Origin of the sequence: Stenotrophomonas sp. RS-48 (assembly GCF_030053245.1) — a bacterium.
GTDB classification, from domain to species: domain Bacteria; phylum Pseudomonadota; class Gammaproteobacteria; order Xanthomonadales; family Xanthomonadaceae; genus Stenotrophomonas; species Stenotrophomonas maltophilia_P.
The window spans coordinates 57,884-73,602 of sequence record NZ_JASGBV010000082.1; the positions used below are offsets into that span (position 1 = coordinate 57,884).

Genomic DNA, 15,719 nt, shown 5'->3' on the forward strand with positions numbered 1-15,719 from the left:
ATCCCCGACCTGGCTCAGCCCTTCAGCTGCGCCAGGATCTCGCGGGTCATCGGGTCGGCGATCGCCACGCCCTCGCCCTGCAATGCCGGCAGCAACTGGTTGGCCAGCTGCTTGCCCAGCTCGACCCCGAACTGGTCGAAGGCGTTGATGTTCCAGATCACCGACTGCACGTACACCGCGTGCTCGTACATGGCGATCAGCGCACCCAGCGCCTGCGGCGTCAGTGCATCGAGCAGGATCAGCGTACTCGGACGACCGCCCGGGTAGTCGCGGTGCGGATCGTCGCTGCCCTGACCGTTGGCCAGCGCTTCGGTCTGCGCCAGCAGGTTGGCCAGCAGCGCCTGATGATTGACGGTATAGGGATCGTCGTTGTGCACACAGCCGATGAAGTCAGCCGGGACGATGCTGGTGCCCTGGTGCAGCGCCTGGAAGAAACTGTGCTGCACATCGGTGCCCGCACCGCCCCACCACACCGGCACGGTATCGGTGGTCACCGGCTGGCCATCACGCTGCACGCGCTTGCCCAGGCTTTCCATCACCAGCTGCTGCAGATAGGCCGGCAGCAACGCCAGGCGCTGGTCGTAGGTCATCACCGCATGGGTGGCGCAGCCCAGCAGGTTGCGGTTCCAGATGTCGGTCAGGCCATGCAGCACCGGCAGATTGCGCTCCAGCGGTGCATCCAGTGCGTGCGCGTCCATCTGCGCCGCACCCTCCAGCAGCTGTTCGAAACGCTCGAAGCCGATCGCCAGCGCAATCGGGAAGCCGACCGCCGACCACAGCGAGTAACGGCCACCGACCCAGTCCCACATCGGCAGCACGCGCTCTGCGGCGATGGCGAAGGCCTTCGCTGCGCGCTCGGGATTGGCGCTGACGGCATACAGGCGTTCACTTCCACCCAGCCAGTCGTGCAGGATCTGGCCGTTGAGCAGGGTTTCCTGGGTGCCGAAGGTCTTGGAGATCAGGATGCCGGCGGTGCGCGCCGGGTCAAGCGTGGCCAGCGCGCGCTGCATGGCCGCGCCGTCCACGTTCGATACGAAATGCACGCGCAGGCGCGCGCCGCTGACCGGGCGCAGCGCATCGGCGACCAGCCGGGGACCAAGATCGGATCCCCCGATGCCGACGCTCACCACGTCGGTCACGCCGCTGTCTTCCAGCGCACGCACGAGGACTCCCATGCGCTGACGGATTTCGCGTGCAGTGGCATGGGCATCGGCGGCCACCGGCGCGTCGACCACGTCACCACGCAGCGCCGTGTGCAGCGCCGCGCGGCCTTCGGTCAGGTTGACCTGCTCGCCGCGCATCAGGCGGTTGATGGCGCCCCCGACATCGCGTTCTGCTGCCAGCGCCAGCAGCGCCTGCAGCGCCGCGGCGTCGTACTTCTGCCGGGCGAAGTTCACGTACAACGGACCGACCCGCAGCGCCAGCTCCTGCACACGGCCAGGTTCGGCGGCGAGCAGGCTGGGGATGCTTGCGCCCTGCAGGCGCTGGGCGTGGGAATGCAGCGAGTCGAATCCGTTGTTCGTTGTCATGCGGCCTGGGTCGGGATCGTGTCGTTGGTGTGGGTGATCTGGTTGCTGCCATCCACGTACACCAGCTTCGGCTTGAAGCTGTCCGCTTCCTGCTCGGTCATGCTGGCGAAGGCGGCGATGATGATGATGTCGCCGACCTGCACGTGGCGCGCGGCGCCACCATTGAGCGAGACGATGCCGCTGCCGGCTTCGGCGCGGATCGCATAGGTCGAGAAGCGCGCACCGTTGGTCACGTCCCAGATGTGGACCTGCTCGAACTCGCGGATGCCGGTGGCAGCCAGCAGGTTGTCATCGATGGCGATCGAACCTTCGTAGTTCAGCTCGGAGTGGGTGACGGTGGCGCGGTGGATCTTGGTCTTGAGCAGGGACAGGTGCATGGCACGGTACAACGCAGAGGAAAGCGTGGATTCTAGCACCCGCGCAACGCGGGGCATCACGACCGGCAAACCGTTCAGGTAGCGCCGGGCCATGCCCGGCGGCGCCATCACAGCGGAACTCAGAACTCCAGGTTGTCGATCAGCCGGGTCGTGCCCAGCCGCGCGGCGATCAGCGCCACCCGGCCGCCACCCTCGAATGCCGGCTCGGCCAGCTCGGGCGTGCGCAGCACGGCGTAGTCGACCTGGAAACCAGCCGCCTGCAGCGCGGCGGTGGCATCGGCCTCGATGCGCTCGCGCGGCTGGCCAGCCACATAGCCTTCGCGCATGGCCAGCAGGGTCCGATGAAGGGTCGCCGCGACGGGGCGCTGTTCCGGGCTCAGATACTGGTTGCGCGAACTCTTGGCCAGCCCATCGTCATCACGGACGATCTCCGCACCGACGATCTGGACCGGGAACGACAGCTCGGCCACCATCTGGCGGATCACCGCCAGTTGCTGGTAGTCCTTGCGGCCGAACACAGCCACGTCCGGCTGCACCTGCAGGAACAGGCGGGCGACCACCGTGCAGACGCCATCGAAATGGCCCGGACGGCTGGCACCTTCCAGCACCTCGCTGATGCCGGGCGCGTGCATGCGCGTGGTCTTGTCCACGCCCAGCGGATACATCGCCTCGACGCTCGGCAGCCACACCGCATCGCAGCCGACCTGCTCCAGCCCCGCGACATCGGCCTCGGGCGTGCGCGGATACCGGCTGAAATCCTCGTTGGGCCCGAACTGGGTCGGATTGACGAAGATGCTGGCCACCACCCTGTCGGCGTACTGGCGGGCCAGGCTCACCAGCGCGTGATGGCCACCGTGCAGGTTGCCCATGGTCGGCACCAGCGCGACGCGCAGGCCTTCGCGCTTCCACTGGGCGATCTGCCCGCGCAACGCGCCGAGCTCATTGAAGGTCTGGATCATTGGGCGTAAGCGTGCTGTTCGTCGGGGAAGCTGCCGTCACGCACGGCGTCGGCGTAGGCGCGGGTGGCTCCGGCCACCGAGCCCCCTTCGGCAAGGAAATCCTTGACGAATTTCGGTCGGCGATGGCCGCTGTCCAGGCCCAGGAAGTCATGCAGGACCAGCACCTGGCCATCGCACTGCGGACCGGCACCGATGCCGATGGTGGGCACCGGCACTGCAGCGGTGACCTCGGCCGCGACCGGGGTCGGCACGCATTCCAGCACGATGATGCTGGCGCCCGCGTCGGCCACGGCCCTGGCGTCCTCCACCAGCTGCCGGGCCGCATCGCCACGGCCCTGGATCTTGAACCCGCCCAGGCGCAGCACCGACTGCGGGGTCAGGCCCAGATGCGAGCAGACCGGAATCTCGCGTTCGACCAGGTAACGGACGATATCGACCTTGAAGCCGGCCCCCTCGATCTTGACCATCTCCGCGCCTGCCTGCAGCAGCTGCAGCGACGCATCGAGGGCGCGTTCCGGGGTTGCATCGGCACCGAACGGCAGATCGGCAACCAGCAGCGCGCGCTGCAGCACGCGGGCCACGGCGCGGGTGTGATAGACCATGTCGGCCACGGTCACCGGCAGGGTGGAATCGTGCCCCTGCACGACCATGCCCAGCGAATCACCGATCAGGATCAGGTCGACGCCGTTGGCGTCGAAGGTGCGGGCGAAGCCAGCGTCGTAGGCGGTCAACATGACCAGCTTCTGGCCATTCCGCTTGGCCTCGGCCAAGGCGGGAACGGTCCAGGGCTTGCTGTCTGCGTGGGTGCTCATGTGCTGATAACCGGGGGAGATAACCCGGGCATTATCACCCTATCGGCGCAATCCCGCAGGCATCCACCCGCATCACTGCATCCCGCACGCGACCATGGCCGGGAATGGCCAGATCCGGCGCGATCTCGGCCAGCGGCACCAACACGAAGGCACGCTCGTGCAGGTAGGGATGCGGCACCTGCAGACCCGGCTCATCCAGTACCTGCGCGCCATACAGCAGCAGGTCCAGATCCAGTGCCCGCGGTCCCCAGTGCACGGCTGGATCGCGCACGCGACCGAAATGCCGCTCCAGCTCCAGCATCGCCCGCAGCAATCCGGAGGCCGGCAGGCGCGTTTCCACCGACGCCACCGCGTTGACGAACGGCGGCTGATCCTCGTTGCCCCAGGCCGGCGTGGCATACAGGCGCGACGCCTGGCAGCGCCGCGTGTCAGGAAGCGCGTCCAGTGCGGCAATCGCCGCACGGACGGTCGCGGCCGCGTCGCCAAGATTGGCGCCCAGGCCGATCCAGGCCAGCGTCATGGCTTACTCGCCAGCGCTGCCGGCCGTGGCACCGGAGCGCCGACGGCGGCGCCGGCGCTTGCGCGGTGCGCCCTCATCCTCGTCGCCCGGTTCGGCATGCATCGCATCCAGCGCCGATTCCAGCTCGCGGCCCGGTTGCACCTGCGCCTCACGCCAGAACGCCACATCTGCCTCGTGTTCGGCCGACGCGACCTGGCGCAGCGTCAGGAAATCGAACGCTGCACGGAAGCGCGGGTGGGTGAGCGTGCGGAACACGCGCTTGCGCTGGCGCGAGCCGAAACGCGACTGCAACAGCCAGATCTCCTGCATCGGCAGCGAGAAACGGCGCGGCAGCGCGATGGTGCTCAGCTGCTGCACCGTTACGCGGTCGGCAGCACGACGCTGCGCTTCTTCCGGCGCCACGCCCTGCTTGAGCAGGGTGGCCTGCGCCCGGCAGAACGCCGGCCACAGCAGCAGCGCGAACAGGAACGCGGGCGAGACAGGCTCATCGTTGGCCACGCGTGCATCGGTATTGGCCAGGCCCTCGACCAGCATGCGGCGCAGTGCACCGGTGCGGTTCGCCTTCAGCGCCCTGCCACTTTCAGGGAACAGGACGTCGAGCAGGCCGTAGCGCTCCAGGCCTTCGAAACTGGCAACACCGTGGCCGGACAGGAACAGCTTCAGCACTTCCTCGAACAGCCGCGCGGGCGCGGCTTCGTTCAGCAGGCCTGCCAGGTGCGGGATCGGCGCGGCGGTGCCCTCTTCGATCTGGAAGCCGAGCTTGGCCGCCAGGCGCACCGCGCGCAGCATGCGCACCGGGTCCTCGCGATAGCGCTGTTCGGGGTCGCCGATCAGCTTCATCAGGCGCGCCTGGACGTCTTCGAAACCGCCGACGTAGTCGCGCACCGAGAAATCCTCGATCGCGTAGTACAGGGCATTGCAGGTGAAGTCGCGGCGCACCGCGTCGTCTTCGATGCTGCCGTACACGTTGTCGCGCACGAGCATGCCGTTTTCCATTTCGCGGTCGCCGCTGCCGTCATCGACGTTGGCGCGGAAGGTGGCGACTTCGATGATCTCGCGGCCGAACACCACATGGGCCAGGCGGAATCGGCGGCCGATCAGGCGGCAGTTGCGGAACAGCTGTTTGACCTGTTCGGGCGTGGCATCGGTGGCCACGTCGAAATCCTTGGGTTGGCCATTGACCAGCAGGTCGCGCACCGCGCCGCCGACAAGGTAGGCGCCGAAGCCGGCATCGCGCAGGCGATAAAGCACGCGCAGGGCGTTCGGGCTGATGTCCTTGCGGGAAATGGTGTGCTGGTCGCGCGGGATGACGCGCAGGCTGAACGGTGATGGAGCAGGAGAAATGATGTTGGCGCTTCCGGTTGAAGTTTCGGGATTGCCCAATGGCATCGAGGTGCATATACTAGCGCTCCTGCCTCGGCAGCGACACATATACGCTCCCTTCGTCTAGTGGTTAGGACGTGGCCCTCTCAAGGCTAAAACAGGGGTTCGAGTCCCCTAGGGAGCGCCAGTCGCCACAGCAGGAACCGAAAAAGCCCGCCTCGTGCGGGCTTTTCTGTTTCCCGGGGTTTGCCTGTTGCGTCGAGCGGGTCGCCTCGGGGGCGAGCCGCCCCTGCCTGTCCTGGAGCGGCTGGCCTGCCGCCGCCACGGAACAGGAAGGCGCTGGAAACCAGGGCGGCGCCATCAGCCTTCCATCTGCTCCAGCTCCTTGCCCTTGGTCTCGCGGACGTAGCGGACGACGAAGAAGATCGAGAGGATCGCTGCAACCGTGTAGATGCCATAGGCACCGGCCAGGCCGATACCCGCCAGCAGCAGCGGGAAGGTCACGGTGATGGCGAAGTTCGACGTCCACTGCGCCGCACCGGCCACCGCGAGCGCTGGGCCGCGGATCTGGTTCGGGAACATCTCGCCCAGCATGACCCACATCACCGGGCCCCAGGACATGTTGAAGAACACCACATAGACGTTGGCCGCCACCAGCGCCAGCCGGCCCATGCCATCGGACAGGTGCAGGCGCCCTTCGACCAGGCTGCCGCTGGCGAATGCCACCACCATCAGCACCAGGGCAACCGACATGCCGCCCGAACCGACCCACAACAGCGGCTTGCGCCCGATCCGATCGATCAGCATCACCGTCAACAGGCAGGCGCCGATGCTCAGCGCACCGGAAAGAACGTTGATCAGCAGCGCATCGCTTTCCGAGAAGCCGACGGCCTGCCACAGGACCGCGCCGTAGTAGAACACCACGTTGATGCCGACCAGCTGCTGGAACATCGCCAGGCCGATGCCCACCCAGATGATCGGGCGAAGCCTGCCGGTGCCCTTGTCCAGCAGGTCGCCGAAGCGCGGCTTGTGCTGGTCCTGGTCCAGGCTGGCCTCGATCTCCGCCTGTTTGGCGGCCGCCGCGGCGTCGCCGTACAGCCGCGACAGAACCGCCCTGGCCTGCGCCTGGCGCCCCTTCACCACCAGGAAGCGCGGGCTTTCCGGAATCACCAGCAGCAGCAACAGGAACAGCGCCGACGGCAGCGCCTGCATCCAGAACATCCAGCGCCAGGCCTCCTGCCCGAACCACAGGGGCTCGGTGGAGGTGCCTGCCGCACGGGCCAGCAGGTAGTTGCTGAGGAAAGCGGCGAACAGGCCGCAGATGATCGCCATCTGCTGCACCGTCGCCAGGCGGCCCCGGTAGCGTGCGGAAGCGACCTCGGCGATGTAGGCCGGCGACATCACGCTGGCCGCACCGACGGCGAAGCCGCCCAGCACGCGAGCGGTCACGAACAGCCAGGAGGCGTGCGCGGCGCCCGCACCCAGCGCCGACAGCAGGAACAGCACCGCCGCCACGATCAGCACGCCGCGTCGGCCCAGGCGGTCGCCCAGCCAGCCGGCGAGAAACGCGCCGATCGCGCAGCCCAGCAGCATCGAGGCAACTTCGAAGCCCAGGGCCGCCTCGCTGGAGTTGAAGGCCTGCCGCAGGCCATCAACCGTGCCGTTGATTACGCCACTGTCGAATCCGAACAGGAAGCCTCCCAAGGTGGCCACGCAGCTGATCAGGACGATGAACGCGGTGTTCTCTCCACCATCGGCGGCGGCAGGCTGAGCTGGGGACATGGGCATTCCAGGAGGGAGGACAGTCCGGCTGCCACGGCAGCCAGCAGCGCGCAGCCTCGCACAGGCGCCGCCCCATCGCCAATGGGCCGTGCCCTCGAGCCCGGCAGATCCCCCTTTTCAGGCCCGCGCCGACACCGGGGGGCAACCTGTTCTAGAATTGGCGGGTTCAGGAATCGATCCACCCCCAAGCCCATGCCCTTTGTCGTCACTGAAAACTGCATCAAGTGCAAGCACACCGATTGCGTGGAAGTGTGCCCCGTGGATTGCTTCCACGAAGGCCCGAACTTCCTGGTGATCGACCCGGATGAGTGCATCGACTGCACCCTCTGCGAGCCGGAGTGCCCGGTCAACGCGATCTTCCCCGAGGACGATGTCCCCGCCGGACAGGAGGGCTTCGTCGCCCTCAATGCCGAACTGGCCAAGGCCTGGCCGGTACTGACCGTGCGCAAGGACCCGCCGGCGGACGCCGGTGAGTGGGATGGCAAACCGGACAAACTGAAGCTGCTCGAGCGCTGAGGCGCCAGCACCCGCCGCCATGAAAAAGGACGCCATGGGCGCCCTTTTCCTGTTCCGGCAATGCCAGACCCTGCCCGGCCGAACCCGGGCGCGTGGCCCGGTCCGCAGCTGCCGGCGGTTCCTTACTTCGCCAGCGCGGCCTTCAGTGCGGCAATCAGCTTCACCGGGGCCTCGGCGGTCGCCGGCAGACCACGCGGATCGACCGCAGAGACATAAGCGCCGGCATCGACGGCCACCACGCGCACCAGGAAGTTACTGCCTTCATAGGCCACGTCGTAGGAGCCCAGCAGCTGGGCACGGCTGGCGATGGTCACGCCCTGCACGCCTTCCAGCGCGGTGCCGACCTTGGCGAACGCCTCGTCCTTGCTGCCCGGAATGGTGAAACCGGTATTGCCCACGGCCGGGGCAGCCGGAGCGGCCACAGCAGCCGGGGCGGTGGTCGAGGCCAGCCTCGGCACCTGGTTCTCGCCCGACGCGGACGGCAGGTTCAGGTCCGGCGGCACTTCCAGCGGACGCATCTCCGGGGCCAGGGCGTAGTCGCCCTTGGCACCGCGCTTGAAGCAGCCGGTGGTGGTCACGACCGTGGTGAGGGCGATGAGCGCGAAGGACAGCACGCGGACGGCGGAAACGGATTGACGCATGTGGATCTCCTGGATCAGACCAAGACGGAAGGTCAGTGGCTGGAAAGGGCTTCAAGCGCGGCGATGTCGCCGGCCAGATGATCGGCTGCCGGATGATGCGCTGCCGACAGTGGCAGCAGCGGCAGGCGCAGGTCGTGGCCGATGCCGATGCGGCGCAGCAGCGCCTTGACCGGAATCGGGTTGGATTCGATACCGCAGAAATCGTGGTACGGCTGCAGGCGCGCGTCCCAGGATGCGGTGGCGTCATGGTCGTGGGCGGCAGCCAGCTCGCACATCCGGCGGTACGCACCAGGCAGCGCGTTGGAGCCGACCGAGATCAGCCCGTCGATGCCGGCCTGGATCGAGCGCGCAGCCGTGCCGTCGTCGCCACTGAGCACGGCGAAGCTGGAACTGCGCAGCGCCAGCAGGGCCTTCACGCGTCCGATGTCACCGACGGCCTCCTTGATGCCGACAATGTTCGGATGATCCGCCAGCTCGGCCACGGTCTCCGGCAGCATGTCGCATCCGGTGCGCCCGGGCACGTTGTACAGCACCACAGGCAACCCGCCGTGGTCGGCCACGGCCCGGTAGTGCGCGATCAGCCCGGCCTGCGTCGGACGCACGTAAGGCGGTGTCACCACCAGAGCGTGACTGGCACCCTGCGCGGCAGCGCGACGGGTCTGTTCGATGGTCTTGGCGGTGCCGGACAGGCCGGTACCGGCCAGGACCGGGATGCGTCCGCCGATGCGTTCGACCGCACTGGCCAGCAGCTGGTCGTACTCGGCATCGGACAGCGTCGCCGCTTCGCCGGTCGAGCCGGCGACGACAACGCCATGGACGCCACCTTCCAGTTGCAGATGCAGCAGGCGCTGCCAACCGTCGGGATCGAGGGCACCGTCGGCCCGGAACGGGGTCGCCAGCGCGGTGATGAGGCCGGAAAGGGACAAGGACGTGCTGCTCTTGGCTGGGAAGGGAAAACGCCCGCCACGAAAGGGCGGGGGCGACTTGAATGTTACTTGCGGCGCGAAAGCACGGGCAAGTATGCTGCACTCCGGTGGATCCCCGCCTCTGGCGGGCATTCAGACTCACGCATGCATTACCCGGAATCGCCTTGACCGACACCACCCCGCGCCCCGCGCCGAGCGAAAACCACCTCCTGATCAACGCCTATACGACGCATCCGGAGTCCCCACTGCTGTCCGTCACCCGACGCATTGCCGACAGCGGCTGCAATCTGGTGGACGCGCGCCTGGCCACGGTTGGCCGCGACGTATCGGTCACCGCGCTGGCCACCGGGTCGTGGGACTCGGTCGCCAAGCTGGAAGCGATGCTGACCCGGCTCGAGCGCGAGGAAGGCCTGAAACTGGTCTGGTACCGCACCGAGGCCAAGCAGGCGCAGTCCAATCTGCTGCCGTACATCGTTGAAGTGATCGCCGCTGACAAGCCGGGCATCCTGTTCCAGCTGGCCGACTTCTTCGACCGCCAGGGCATCACCATCGAGACCCTGCAGAGCACGCGCTATCGCGCCATGCAGACCGGTGCGGAAATGTTCAGCGCGCAGGTCACCATCGGCGTGCCGGCCAACATGCACATCGCCGCCCTGCGCGATGATTTCCTCGAATTCTGCGACCACCTGAACCTGGACGCGATCATGGATCCGATGAAGTTCTGATTTTTCGCGCGTTCGTCACGGGCGCGCGGCGTTTCATGCAACTGTCGTAGAAATACCCCAGGCTCCGGAACCAAGGACCTCATGAACAACGGCGATACCCTGGACCGCACCACCCTCTCGCTCCCGCTGGCCCTGTCAGGCGGCGAACACACCACCCTCGGCGACCTCGCGGGCCAATGGCTGGTGCTGTACTTCTACCCCAAGGACAGCACCCCGGGGTGCACCACCGAAGGCATCGACTTCAACGCGCTGCTGCCGGAGTTCCGCAAGGCCGGCGCCACCGTACTCGGCGTCTCCCGTGACTCGGTGAAATCACACGACAACTTCTGTGCCAAACAGGGCTTCGCGTTCCCGCTGGTCAGCGATGGCGACGAAGCGCTGTGCAACGCCTTCGATGTGATCCGGATGAAGAACATGTACGGCAAGCAGGTACGTGGCATCGAGCGCAGCACCTTCCTGATTTCTCCCGACAGCCGCATCGCGCAGTCCTGGCGCAAGGTCAAGGTCGCCGGCCATGCCGACGCCGTGCTTGCCGAACTGAAGGCCGCCCAATCCAAGTGATTCCCATCGCCCACTTTGTCCGCCATCACCCTGCCCCGCAGGTCGTGGTGGTTTTTCCCTGCCCGTAACCAGGAATCGACGATGACCCGAGGCAAGCGCATCTACGTGCTGGATACCAACGTGCTGATGCACGATCCGACCGCGCTGTTCAAATTCGAGGAGCATGACGTCTACCTGCCGATGCAGGTGATCGAGGAGCTGGACAACGGCAAGAAGGGCACGTCCGAGGCAAGCCGCAACGCCCGCCAGGTCAGCCGCTTCCTCAACGAGCTGGTGCAGGCCTCCGGCCTGGACAATCTGGCCGACGGCATTCCGCTGCAGCGGCCACAGGGCCTGCAGCTGCGTGGCAAGCACAGCGCCGGCAAGCTGCGTTTCCAGACCAGTCATTTCGACGCCGGCAAGAGCTTCGGCAAGGTCATCCCGGACAATGCCATCCTCGGTGCCATCCTGGCGCTGAAGGAGCAGACCCCGGAGATCCCGGTGGTGTTCGTCTCCAAGGACATCAACCTGCGGATCAAGGCGGCCATCGCCGGCATCGTTTCGGAAGATTACGAAAACGACCGCGCACTGGACGATTTCAGCCTGCTCTACACCGGCGCCACCGAGCTGCCGGAGGATTTCTGGAAGCTCCATGGCGACGACCTGCGCAGCTGGAGCGACAAGGGCCGCACCCATTACGAGATCCTGGCCAGGGACGACGAGGAGTGGTACCCGAACCAGTACGTCTACCTGCCGGGCGAGGACGAGGTGGAGCTTCGCGTCAGCCGCGTGGTCGGCGATGGCAAGGTGGTGCTGTCGCTGGTTGATGATTTCCGCCACGGCAGCCATGCCGTGTGGGGCATCAGCGCGCGCAACCGCGAGCAGAACTTCGCGCTCAATGCACTGATGGATCCGGAGATCGACTTCGTCACCCTGCTCGGCACCGCCGGCACCGGCAAGACCCTGCTGGCACTGGCCGCGGGGCTGGCACAGACGATGGACCAGCAGCGCTACCGCGAGATCATCATGACCCGGGCCACCGTCAGCGTCGGCGAGGACATCGGCTTCCTGCCGGGCACCGAGGAAGAGAAGATGACACCGTGGATGGGCGCGCTGACCGACAACCTGGAAGTGCTCACGCACAACCAGGAAGGCGGAACCTGGGGACGCCAGGCAACCAACGATCTGCTGGCCAGCCGCATCAAGATCCGCTCGATGAACTTCATGCGCGGCCGCACCTTCCTGTCGCGCTATCTGATCCTGGACGAGGCGCAGAACCTCACCCCGAAGCAGATGAAGACGCTGATCACCCGTGCCGGTCCCGGCACCAAGATCGTCTGCCTGGGCAACGTCGAGCAGATCGACACCCCGTACCTGACCGAGACGACATCCGGCCTGACCTACGCGGTGGACCGCTTCAAGAACTGGCCGCACAGTGCGCACATCACCCTGCGCCGTGGCGAACGCTCGCGGCTGGCCGATTACGCTTCGGAGGTGCTGTGAACCGTTCTGCCCGCCTGCTGCTGCCGACGGCTGCGATCACCCTCGCAGCCGTCCTTGGTGCCTGCACCACCACCCGCGGGCCGGCCAGCGTGCCGACCGCCGAACGCACCGGCCAGTCGTGGGTGGTCACCCGGCCGATCGTCGCCGCGCAGGTGCTCGACACCTGCTCGCGGCACAGCCCGGGCCGGGATGCCGGCCGCGTCACCGGCTACTGGGCCCCCAGCCGGCAACAGGTGGACCAGCTGGAAGCCGCACTGCCTTCGCTGCAGGCGCAGGTGCCCGACGTACTGGACTTCGACCGCCAGTACGTCGGCATCGAAAGCGCTGGCAAGCGCCTGATCTACATCAATGCGTTCCGCCTGCCTGACGACAGCGGCATCAAGCCGGCGCGCGAGGCCATCCGCGTCTGCGATGGTGGCAAGCAGTTCTGGGGCGCGGTGTTCGACCCGGCCACCGGTGCGTTCAGCGAGCTGCAGTTCAACGGCGGTCTCGGCGGTCCCTGAGGGTCGCGCCGATGGGCATACGCCTTCCCACCTGGGTCTGGATCGGTGCCGTAGCGCTGTCGTGCGTGGCCGGCATGGTCAACGTGGTCGGCTTTCTGGGCTTCGAGCATCAGGCCGTCAGCCACATGACCGGTAGTACCAGCCAGCTCGGCATGGCACTGGCGCAGGGCGACTGGCGCGCGGTCGGGCACCTGTGGGGCCTGCTGATCGCTTTTTCGCTGGGTGCGATGCTCAGCGGGCTGCTGATCCAGGACAGCGCACTGCAGCTCGGCCGGCGCTATGGCGTCGCTCTGGCACTGGAATCGGCGCTGTTGCTGGCCGCCATTCCCTTGTTCAAGCAGCAGCAGATCTGGGGCGCGTTGTCGGCAGCGATGGCCTGCGGGTTGCAGAACGCGATGGCCACCACCTTCAGCGGCGCGGTGATACGGACCACCCACCTCAGCGGCATGTTCACCGATCTTGGCATCGGCCTGGGCCATCTGTTGCGCGGGCTGCCGCTGCAGGTGCGGCGGCTGACGCTCAGCGGACTGATCATCAGCGGCTTCCTGGCCGGTGGCGTGATGGGTGCGTGGCTGTTCCTGCGCTGGCAGTACGATGCCCTGCTTGCCCCCGCGCTGCTGACCGGCGCGACCGGGCTGGTCTATGTGCTGTACCAGCAATGGGTACGCTGGCGGTACTGAGCGTCGCCGCACGCACGCGCAGCATGAGGCGTCCGCCCCTGCCGGCAGCCCGTAGCCGGCACTACCCCCATCCCGGTGACCACGGCACAATCGTCGCATGAGCCCGACCACTCCCGTTTCCGCCCTCACCATCGCCGGCTCCGACTCCGGCGGAGGCGCCGGCATCCAGGCCGACCTGAAGGCCTTCGCCGCACACCGCGTGCATGGCCTCTCCGCGATCGCCGCACTGACCGCGCAGAACACCCGCGGTGTCACCGCCGTGCATGTGCCGCCAATCGAATTCCTGCGCGCGCAGCTCGACGCGTGCTTCGATGATTTCGACATCCACGCGGTGAAGCTGGGCATGCTGGCCAATGCCGAGGTGATCCACGCCGTGGCCGATGCGCTGCAGCGTCACCGGCCCGCACATGTGGTGCTGGATCCGGTGATGGTCGCCACCAGTGGTGCGCGCCTGCTGGAAGACAGCGCGCTGCAGGCAATGCGCGAGCGTCTGCTTCCGCTGGCCACGCTGGTCACTCCCAACACACCGGAGGCAGAACTGCTGGTGGGCCGCACGATCGGCGATGGAGACGACGCCGAGCGGGCTGCGTCGGCACTGCTGGATCTCGGGGCCGGCGCGGTGCTGCTCAAGGGCGGCCACCTGCACGAGGGCAACCGCGTGATCGATCGCTACTTCGATGGCGTCAGCAGCGAGGAATTCAGTCACGCGCGCTTGCCGCTGGATGCCCACGGCACCGGCTGCACACTGGCCTCGGCCATCGCCGCGCAGCTGTGCAATGGCCTGAGCCTGGCCAACGCCTGCGAAGCATCGATCGACTACGTGGCACGCGGGCTGCAACTGGGCTACATGCCGGGGCGCAGCGATGTGCGCGTGCTGGATCATTTCGGCGCAGCGCCCCACGCATGAGCCTGCCATCACGGACACTGGCCGTGGAATGCGGCGACGGCCATCGCTTCGAGGTGATGGCCTGCGTACCCGAGCAGCCGCTGGCGCGGCTGCTATGGCTCCCCGCACTGGGCGTGGCCGCGCGCCACTACCTGCCACTGGCACAGGCCCTGGCTGCGAAAGGCATCGCGGTCTACCTGCACGAGTGGCGTGGCAACGGCAGCAGTTCACTGCGCCCTTCGCGCACGCAGGACTGGGGCTATCGTGAAGTGCTCGAGCAGGACCTGCCTGCCAGCCAGGCTTTGCTCGCCAACGCCGATGCCGGCGAAGGCGCGCTGCCCTGGATCATCGGTGGGCACAGCCTGGGTGGGCAGCTGGCCTGCGTGCATGCAGGACGGCAACCGCAGCACTTCGAGCACCTGTGGCTGGCCGCCAGTGGCACGCCGTTCTGGCGTACGTTTCCGCCTCCGCGCGGATGGCTTCTGCCGCTGGTGTACCGCTTCCTGCCCTGGATCGCCCGCCGCCAGGGCGTGCTGCACGGCCGGCGCCTGGGCTTTGGGGGCACCGAAGCACGCGGCCTGATTGCCGACTGGTCGCGGGTGGGCCTGAGCAACCATTACGCAGCCGCGGGCATGACCGAGGATCTCGATGCGCAGATGGCACGCGTGCATGGCAGCGCGCAGGCCGTGGTGATGGAACACGACTGGCTGGCACCGACCGGTTCGATGCAGGCGTTGCTGGACAAACTGCCGAATGTGGCATCACACCTGCATGTGCTGTCCGACGGGGAACTGGGCACGCGTGCCGACCACTTCGCGTGGATGAAGGCGCCACAGGCGGTCGCCCACCAATTTTTCATTCAGCTGGATGAAAATCTTCACAAAAACGGTTGACGGTACGCGCCGACATCCGCATAATTCCGCTCCTGTCGCAGGGCGCCCGTAGCTCAGTTGGATAGAGTACCTGGCTACGAACCAGGCGGTCGGGAGTTCGAATCTCTCCGGGCGCACCACTCGACAGGTTTCCGGCATCCGCCGCTGGAAATGAAGTAAAATTTGATTGTGTACCGCGCGCCCGTAGCTCAGTTGGATAGAGTACCTGGCTACGAACCAGGCGGTCGGGAGTTCGAATCTCTCCGGGCGCACCATTACACCGAAACAGCAGGCCTCGGCCTGCTGTTTTTTTATGTGTGTTCTTCGGCAGGGCTGCGCCCTGCACCCGCCGAAACCAAAGCCGGAGCAACAGCAACAGCGCGCATTCCGACACCGCCCCACCTTCGACAGGTTCACGCGGCTGTTGGTAGGTGTCGACCTTGGTCGACACATCTGTCAGATATCGAGTGAATTCATCCATGCATGGCGTGGATCTACCGTGTCGACCAAGGTCGACACCTACCAGAGCAGTACGCCGTTCCGACAGATAGCGGAAAACTGTCGAAGGCGGGGTGGGTCCGGTTGCGGGAGTGTCCGCGGCATGGATGCCGCGGCCAAGCCCCCA

General features: G+C 66.8%; 16 protein-coding genes, 3 tRNA genes and 1 pseudogene. 11 read left to right on the top strand and 9 right to left on the bottom strand.

What is annotated here, in order from left to right; all coding sequences use genetic code 11:
- Positions 1–14: 14 nt before the first annotated feature.
- The 6 genes from pgi to pcnB form a co-directional block, all read right to left on the bottom strand.
- The gene (pgi, locus tag QMZ25_RS14870; RefSeq protein WP_283219870.1) at positions 15–1,529 is read right to left on the bottom strand and encodes a glucose-6-phosphate isomerase; all 1,515 of its coding nucleotides are present in this window, start codon (positions 1,527–1,529) and stop codon (positions 15–17) included.
- A complete protein-coding gene (panD, locus tag QMZ25_RS14875) occupies positions 1,526–1,906 on the bottom strand; it encodes an aspartate 1-decarboxylase (RefSeq protein WP_053517331.1) in 381 nt (126 codons plus the stop codon). The genes pgi and panD overlap by 4 nt, the downstream gene beginning before the upstream one ends.
- A 119-nt stretch (positions 1,907–2,025) precedes the next feature.
- A complete protein-coding gene (gene panC, locus QMZ25_RS14880; RefSeq protein WP_065174945.1) occupies positions 2,026–2,865 on the bottom strand; it encodes a pantoate--beta-alanine ligase in 840 nt (279 codons plus the stop codon).
- Positions 2,862–3,677: a 3-methyl-2-oxobutanoate hydroxymethyltransferase gene (panB, locus tag QMZ25_RS14885; RefSeq protein ID WP_053517276.1), complete on the bottom strand. Its 816-nt coding sequence runs from the start codon at positions 3,675–3,677 to the stop codon at positions 2,862–2,864. Before panB ends, panC begins: the two co-directional genes overlap by 4 nt.
- A 34-nt stretch (positions 3,678–3,711) precedes the next feature.
- Positions 3,712–4,197, bottom strand: a complete 486-nt coding sequence (gene folK, locus QMZ25_RS14890) for a 2-amino-4-hydroxy-6-hydroxymethyldihydropteridine diphosphokinase (RefSeq protein WP_053517275.1) — start codon at positions 4,195–4,197, stop codon at positions 3,712–3,714.
- A gap of 3 nt (positions 4,198–4,200) precedes the next feature.
- The gene (pcnB, locus tag QMZ25_RS14895; RefSeq protein WP_053517274.1) at positions 4,201–5,580 is read right to left on the bottom strand and encodes a polynucleotide adenylyltransferase PcnB; all 1,380 of its coding nucleotides are present in this window, start codon (positions 5,578–5,580) and stop codon (positions 4,201–4,203) included.
- A gap of 52 nt (positions 5,581–5,632) precedes the next feature.
- Between pcnB and QMZ25_RS14900 the strand changes: the two genes are divergently transcribed.
- Positions 5,633–5,707: transfer RNA gene (locus tag QMZ25_RS14900), tRNA-Glu, on the top strand.
- A 173-nt stretch (positions 5,708–5,880) separates the two neighbouring features.
- On the opposite strand, the gene QMZ25_RS14905 is transcribed toward QMZ25_RS14900, so the two are convergent.
- The gene (locus tag QMZ25_RS14905; RefSeq protein WP_283219871.1) at positions 5,881–7,302 is read right to left on the bottom strand and encodes a sugar porter family MFS transporter; all 1,422 of its coding nucleotides are present in this window, start codon (positions 7,300–7,302) and stop codon (positions 5,881–5,883) included.
- Between the two features lie 192 nt (positions 7,303–7,494).
- Here QMZ25_RS14905 and fdxA point away from each other — a divergent pair, with 192 nt between their 5' ends.
- Positions 7,495–7,818 carry a ferredoxin FdxA gene (gene fdxA, locus QMZ25_RS14910; RefSeq protein ID WP_049411316.1) on the top strand — a complete coding sequence of 108 codons (324 nt, stop codon included), beginning with the start codon at positions 7,495–7,497 and terminating at the stop codon, positions 7,816–7,818.
- A 122-nt stretch (positions 7,819–7,940) separates the two neighbouring features.
- Here fdxA and QMZ25_RS14915 read toward each other — a convergent pair whose 3' ends face one another.
- The gene (locus tag QMZ25_RS14915; protein WP_065174942.1) at positions 7,941–8,459 is read right to left on the bottom strand and encodes a hypothetical protein; all 519 of its coding nucleotides are present in this window, start codon (positions 8,457–8,459) and stop codon (positions 7,941–7,943) included.
- Positions 8,460–8,491: 32 nt separating this feature from the next.
- Positions 8,492–9,385: a 4-hydroxy-tetrahydrodipicolinate synthase gene (dapA, locus tag QMZ25_RS14920; RefSeq protein WP_111185428.1), complete on the bottom strand. Its 894-nt coding sequence runs from the start codon at positions 9,383–9,385 to the stop codon at positions 8,492–8,494.
- Positions 9,386–9,549: 164 nt separating this feature from the next.
- Between dapA and QMZ25_RS14925 the strand changes: the two genes are divergently transcribed.
- From QMZ25_RS14925 to QMZ25_RS14965, 9 genes and pseudogenes are all read left to right on the top strand, one after another.
- Entirely contained in the window at positions 9,550–10,110 is a 561-nt protein-coding gene (locus QMZ25_RS14925) for a glycine cleavage system protein R (protein WP_025879444.1), read from the top strand.
- 81 nt (positions 10,111–10,191) lie between these two features.
- On the top strand, positions 10,192–10,671 hold the full coding sequence (locus tag QMZ25_RS14930; protein WP_065174941.1) for a peroxiredoxin: 480 nt from the start codon (positions 10,192–10,194) through the stop codon (positions 10,669–10,671).
- A gap of 81 nt (positions 10,672–10,752) precedes the next feature.
- Positions 10,753–12,153 carry a PhoH family protein gene (locus QMZ25_RS14935; protein ID WP_053517267.1) on the top strand — a complete coding sequence of 467 codons (1,401 nt, stop codon included), beginning with the start codon at positions 10,753–10,755 and terminating at the stop codon, positions 12,151–12,153.
- Positions 12,150–12,656: a hypothetical protein gene (locus QMZ25_RS14940; RefSeq protein ID WP_053517266.1), complete on the top strand. Its 507-nt coding sequence runs from the start codon at positions 12,150–12,152 to the stop codon at positions 12,654–12,656. The genes QMZ25_RS14935 and QMZ25_RS14940 overlap by 4 nt, the downstream gene beginning before the upstream one ends.
- An 11-nt stretch (positions 12,657–12,667) precedes the next feature.
- Positions 12,668–13,336 carry a YoaK family protein gene (locus QMZ25_RS14945; RefSeq protein WP_053517265.1) on the top strand — a complete coding sequence of 223 codons (669 nt, stop codon included), beginning with the start codon at positions 12,668–12,670 and terminating at the stop codon, positions 13,334–13,336.
- A gap of 97 nt (positions 13,337–13,433) precedes the next feature.
- The gene (gene thiD, locus QMZ25_RS14950; protein ID WP_053517263.1) at positions 13,434–14,243 is read left to right on the top strand and encodes a bifunctional hydroxymethylpyrimidine kinase/phosphomethylpyrimidine kinase; all 810 of its coding nucleotides are present in this window, start codon (positions 13,434–13,436) and stop codon (positions 14,241–14,243) included.
- A pseudogene (locus tag QMZ25_RS14955) lies at positions 14,240–15,167 on the top strand (alpha/beta fold hydrolase). Before thiD ends, QMZ25_RS14955 begins: the two are co-directional and overlap by 4 nt.
- Positions 15,158–15,234: transfer RNA gene (locus tag QMZ25_RS14960), tRNA-Arg, on the top strand. Before QMZ25_RS14955 ends, QMZ25_RS14960 begins: the two are co-directional and overlap by 10 nt.
- Before the next feature lie 58 nt (positions 15,235–15,292).
- Positions 15,293–15,369, top strand: a tRNA-Arg gene (locus tag QMZ25_RS14965).
- The last annotated feature ends 350 nt before the right edge of the window (positions 15,370–15,719 follow it).

What these genes read in the sequence shown, in the direction of transcription:
- pgi (WP_283219870.1), bottom strand. Translation starts at nt 1,529, where the DNA reads ATGACAACGAACAACGGATTCGACTCGCTGCATTCCCACGCCCAGCGC.
- panD (WP_053517331.1), bottom strand. Translation starts at nt 1,906, where the DNA reads ATGCACCTGTCCCTGCTCAAGACCAAGATCCACCGCGCCACCGTCACC.
- panC (WP_065174945.1), bottom strand. Translation starts at nt 2,865, where the DNA reads ATGATCCAGACCTTCAATGAGCTCGGCGCGTTGCGCGGGCAGATCGCC.
- panB (WP_053517276.1), bottom strand. Translation starts at nt 3,677, where the DNA reads ATGAGCACCCACGCAGACAGCAAGCCCTGGACCGTTCCCGCCTTGGCC.
- folK (WP_053517275.1), bottom strand. Translation starts at nt 4,197, where the DNA reads ATGACGCTGGCCTGGATCGGCCTGGGCGCCAATCTTGGCGACGCGGCC.
- QMZ25_RS14905 (WP_283219871.1), bottom strand. Translation starts at nt 7,302, where the DNA reads ATGTCCCCAGCTCAGCCTGCCGCCGCCGATGGTGGAGAGAACACCGCG.
- fdxA (WP_049411316.1), top strand. Translation starts at nt 7,495, where the DNA reads ATGCCCTTTGTCGTCACTGAAAACTGCATCAAGTGCAAGCACACCGAT.
- QMZ25_RS14915 (WP_065174942.1), bottom strand. Translation starts at nt 8,459, where the DNA reads ATGCGTCAATCCGTTTCCGCCGTCCGCGTGCTGTCCTTCGCGCTCATC.
- QMZ25_RS14930 (WP_065174941.1), top strand. Translation starts at nt 10,192, where the DNA reads ATGAACAACGGCGATACCCTGGACCGCACCACCCTCTCGCTCCCGCTG.
- QMZ25_RS14935 (WP_053517267.1), top strand. Translation starts at nt 10,753, where the DNA reads ATGACCCGAGGCAAGCGCATCTACGTGCTGGATACCAACGTGCTGATG.
- QMZ25_RS14945 (WP_053517265.1), top strand. Translation starts at nt 12,668, where the DNA reads ATGGGCATACGCCTTCCCACCTGGGTCTGGATCGGTGCCGTAGCGCTG.
- thiD (WP_053517263.1), top strand. Translation starts at nt 13,434, where the DNA reads ATGAGCCCGACCACTCCCGTTTCCGCCCTCACCATCGCCGGCTCCGAC.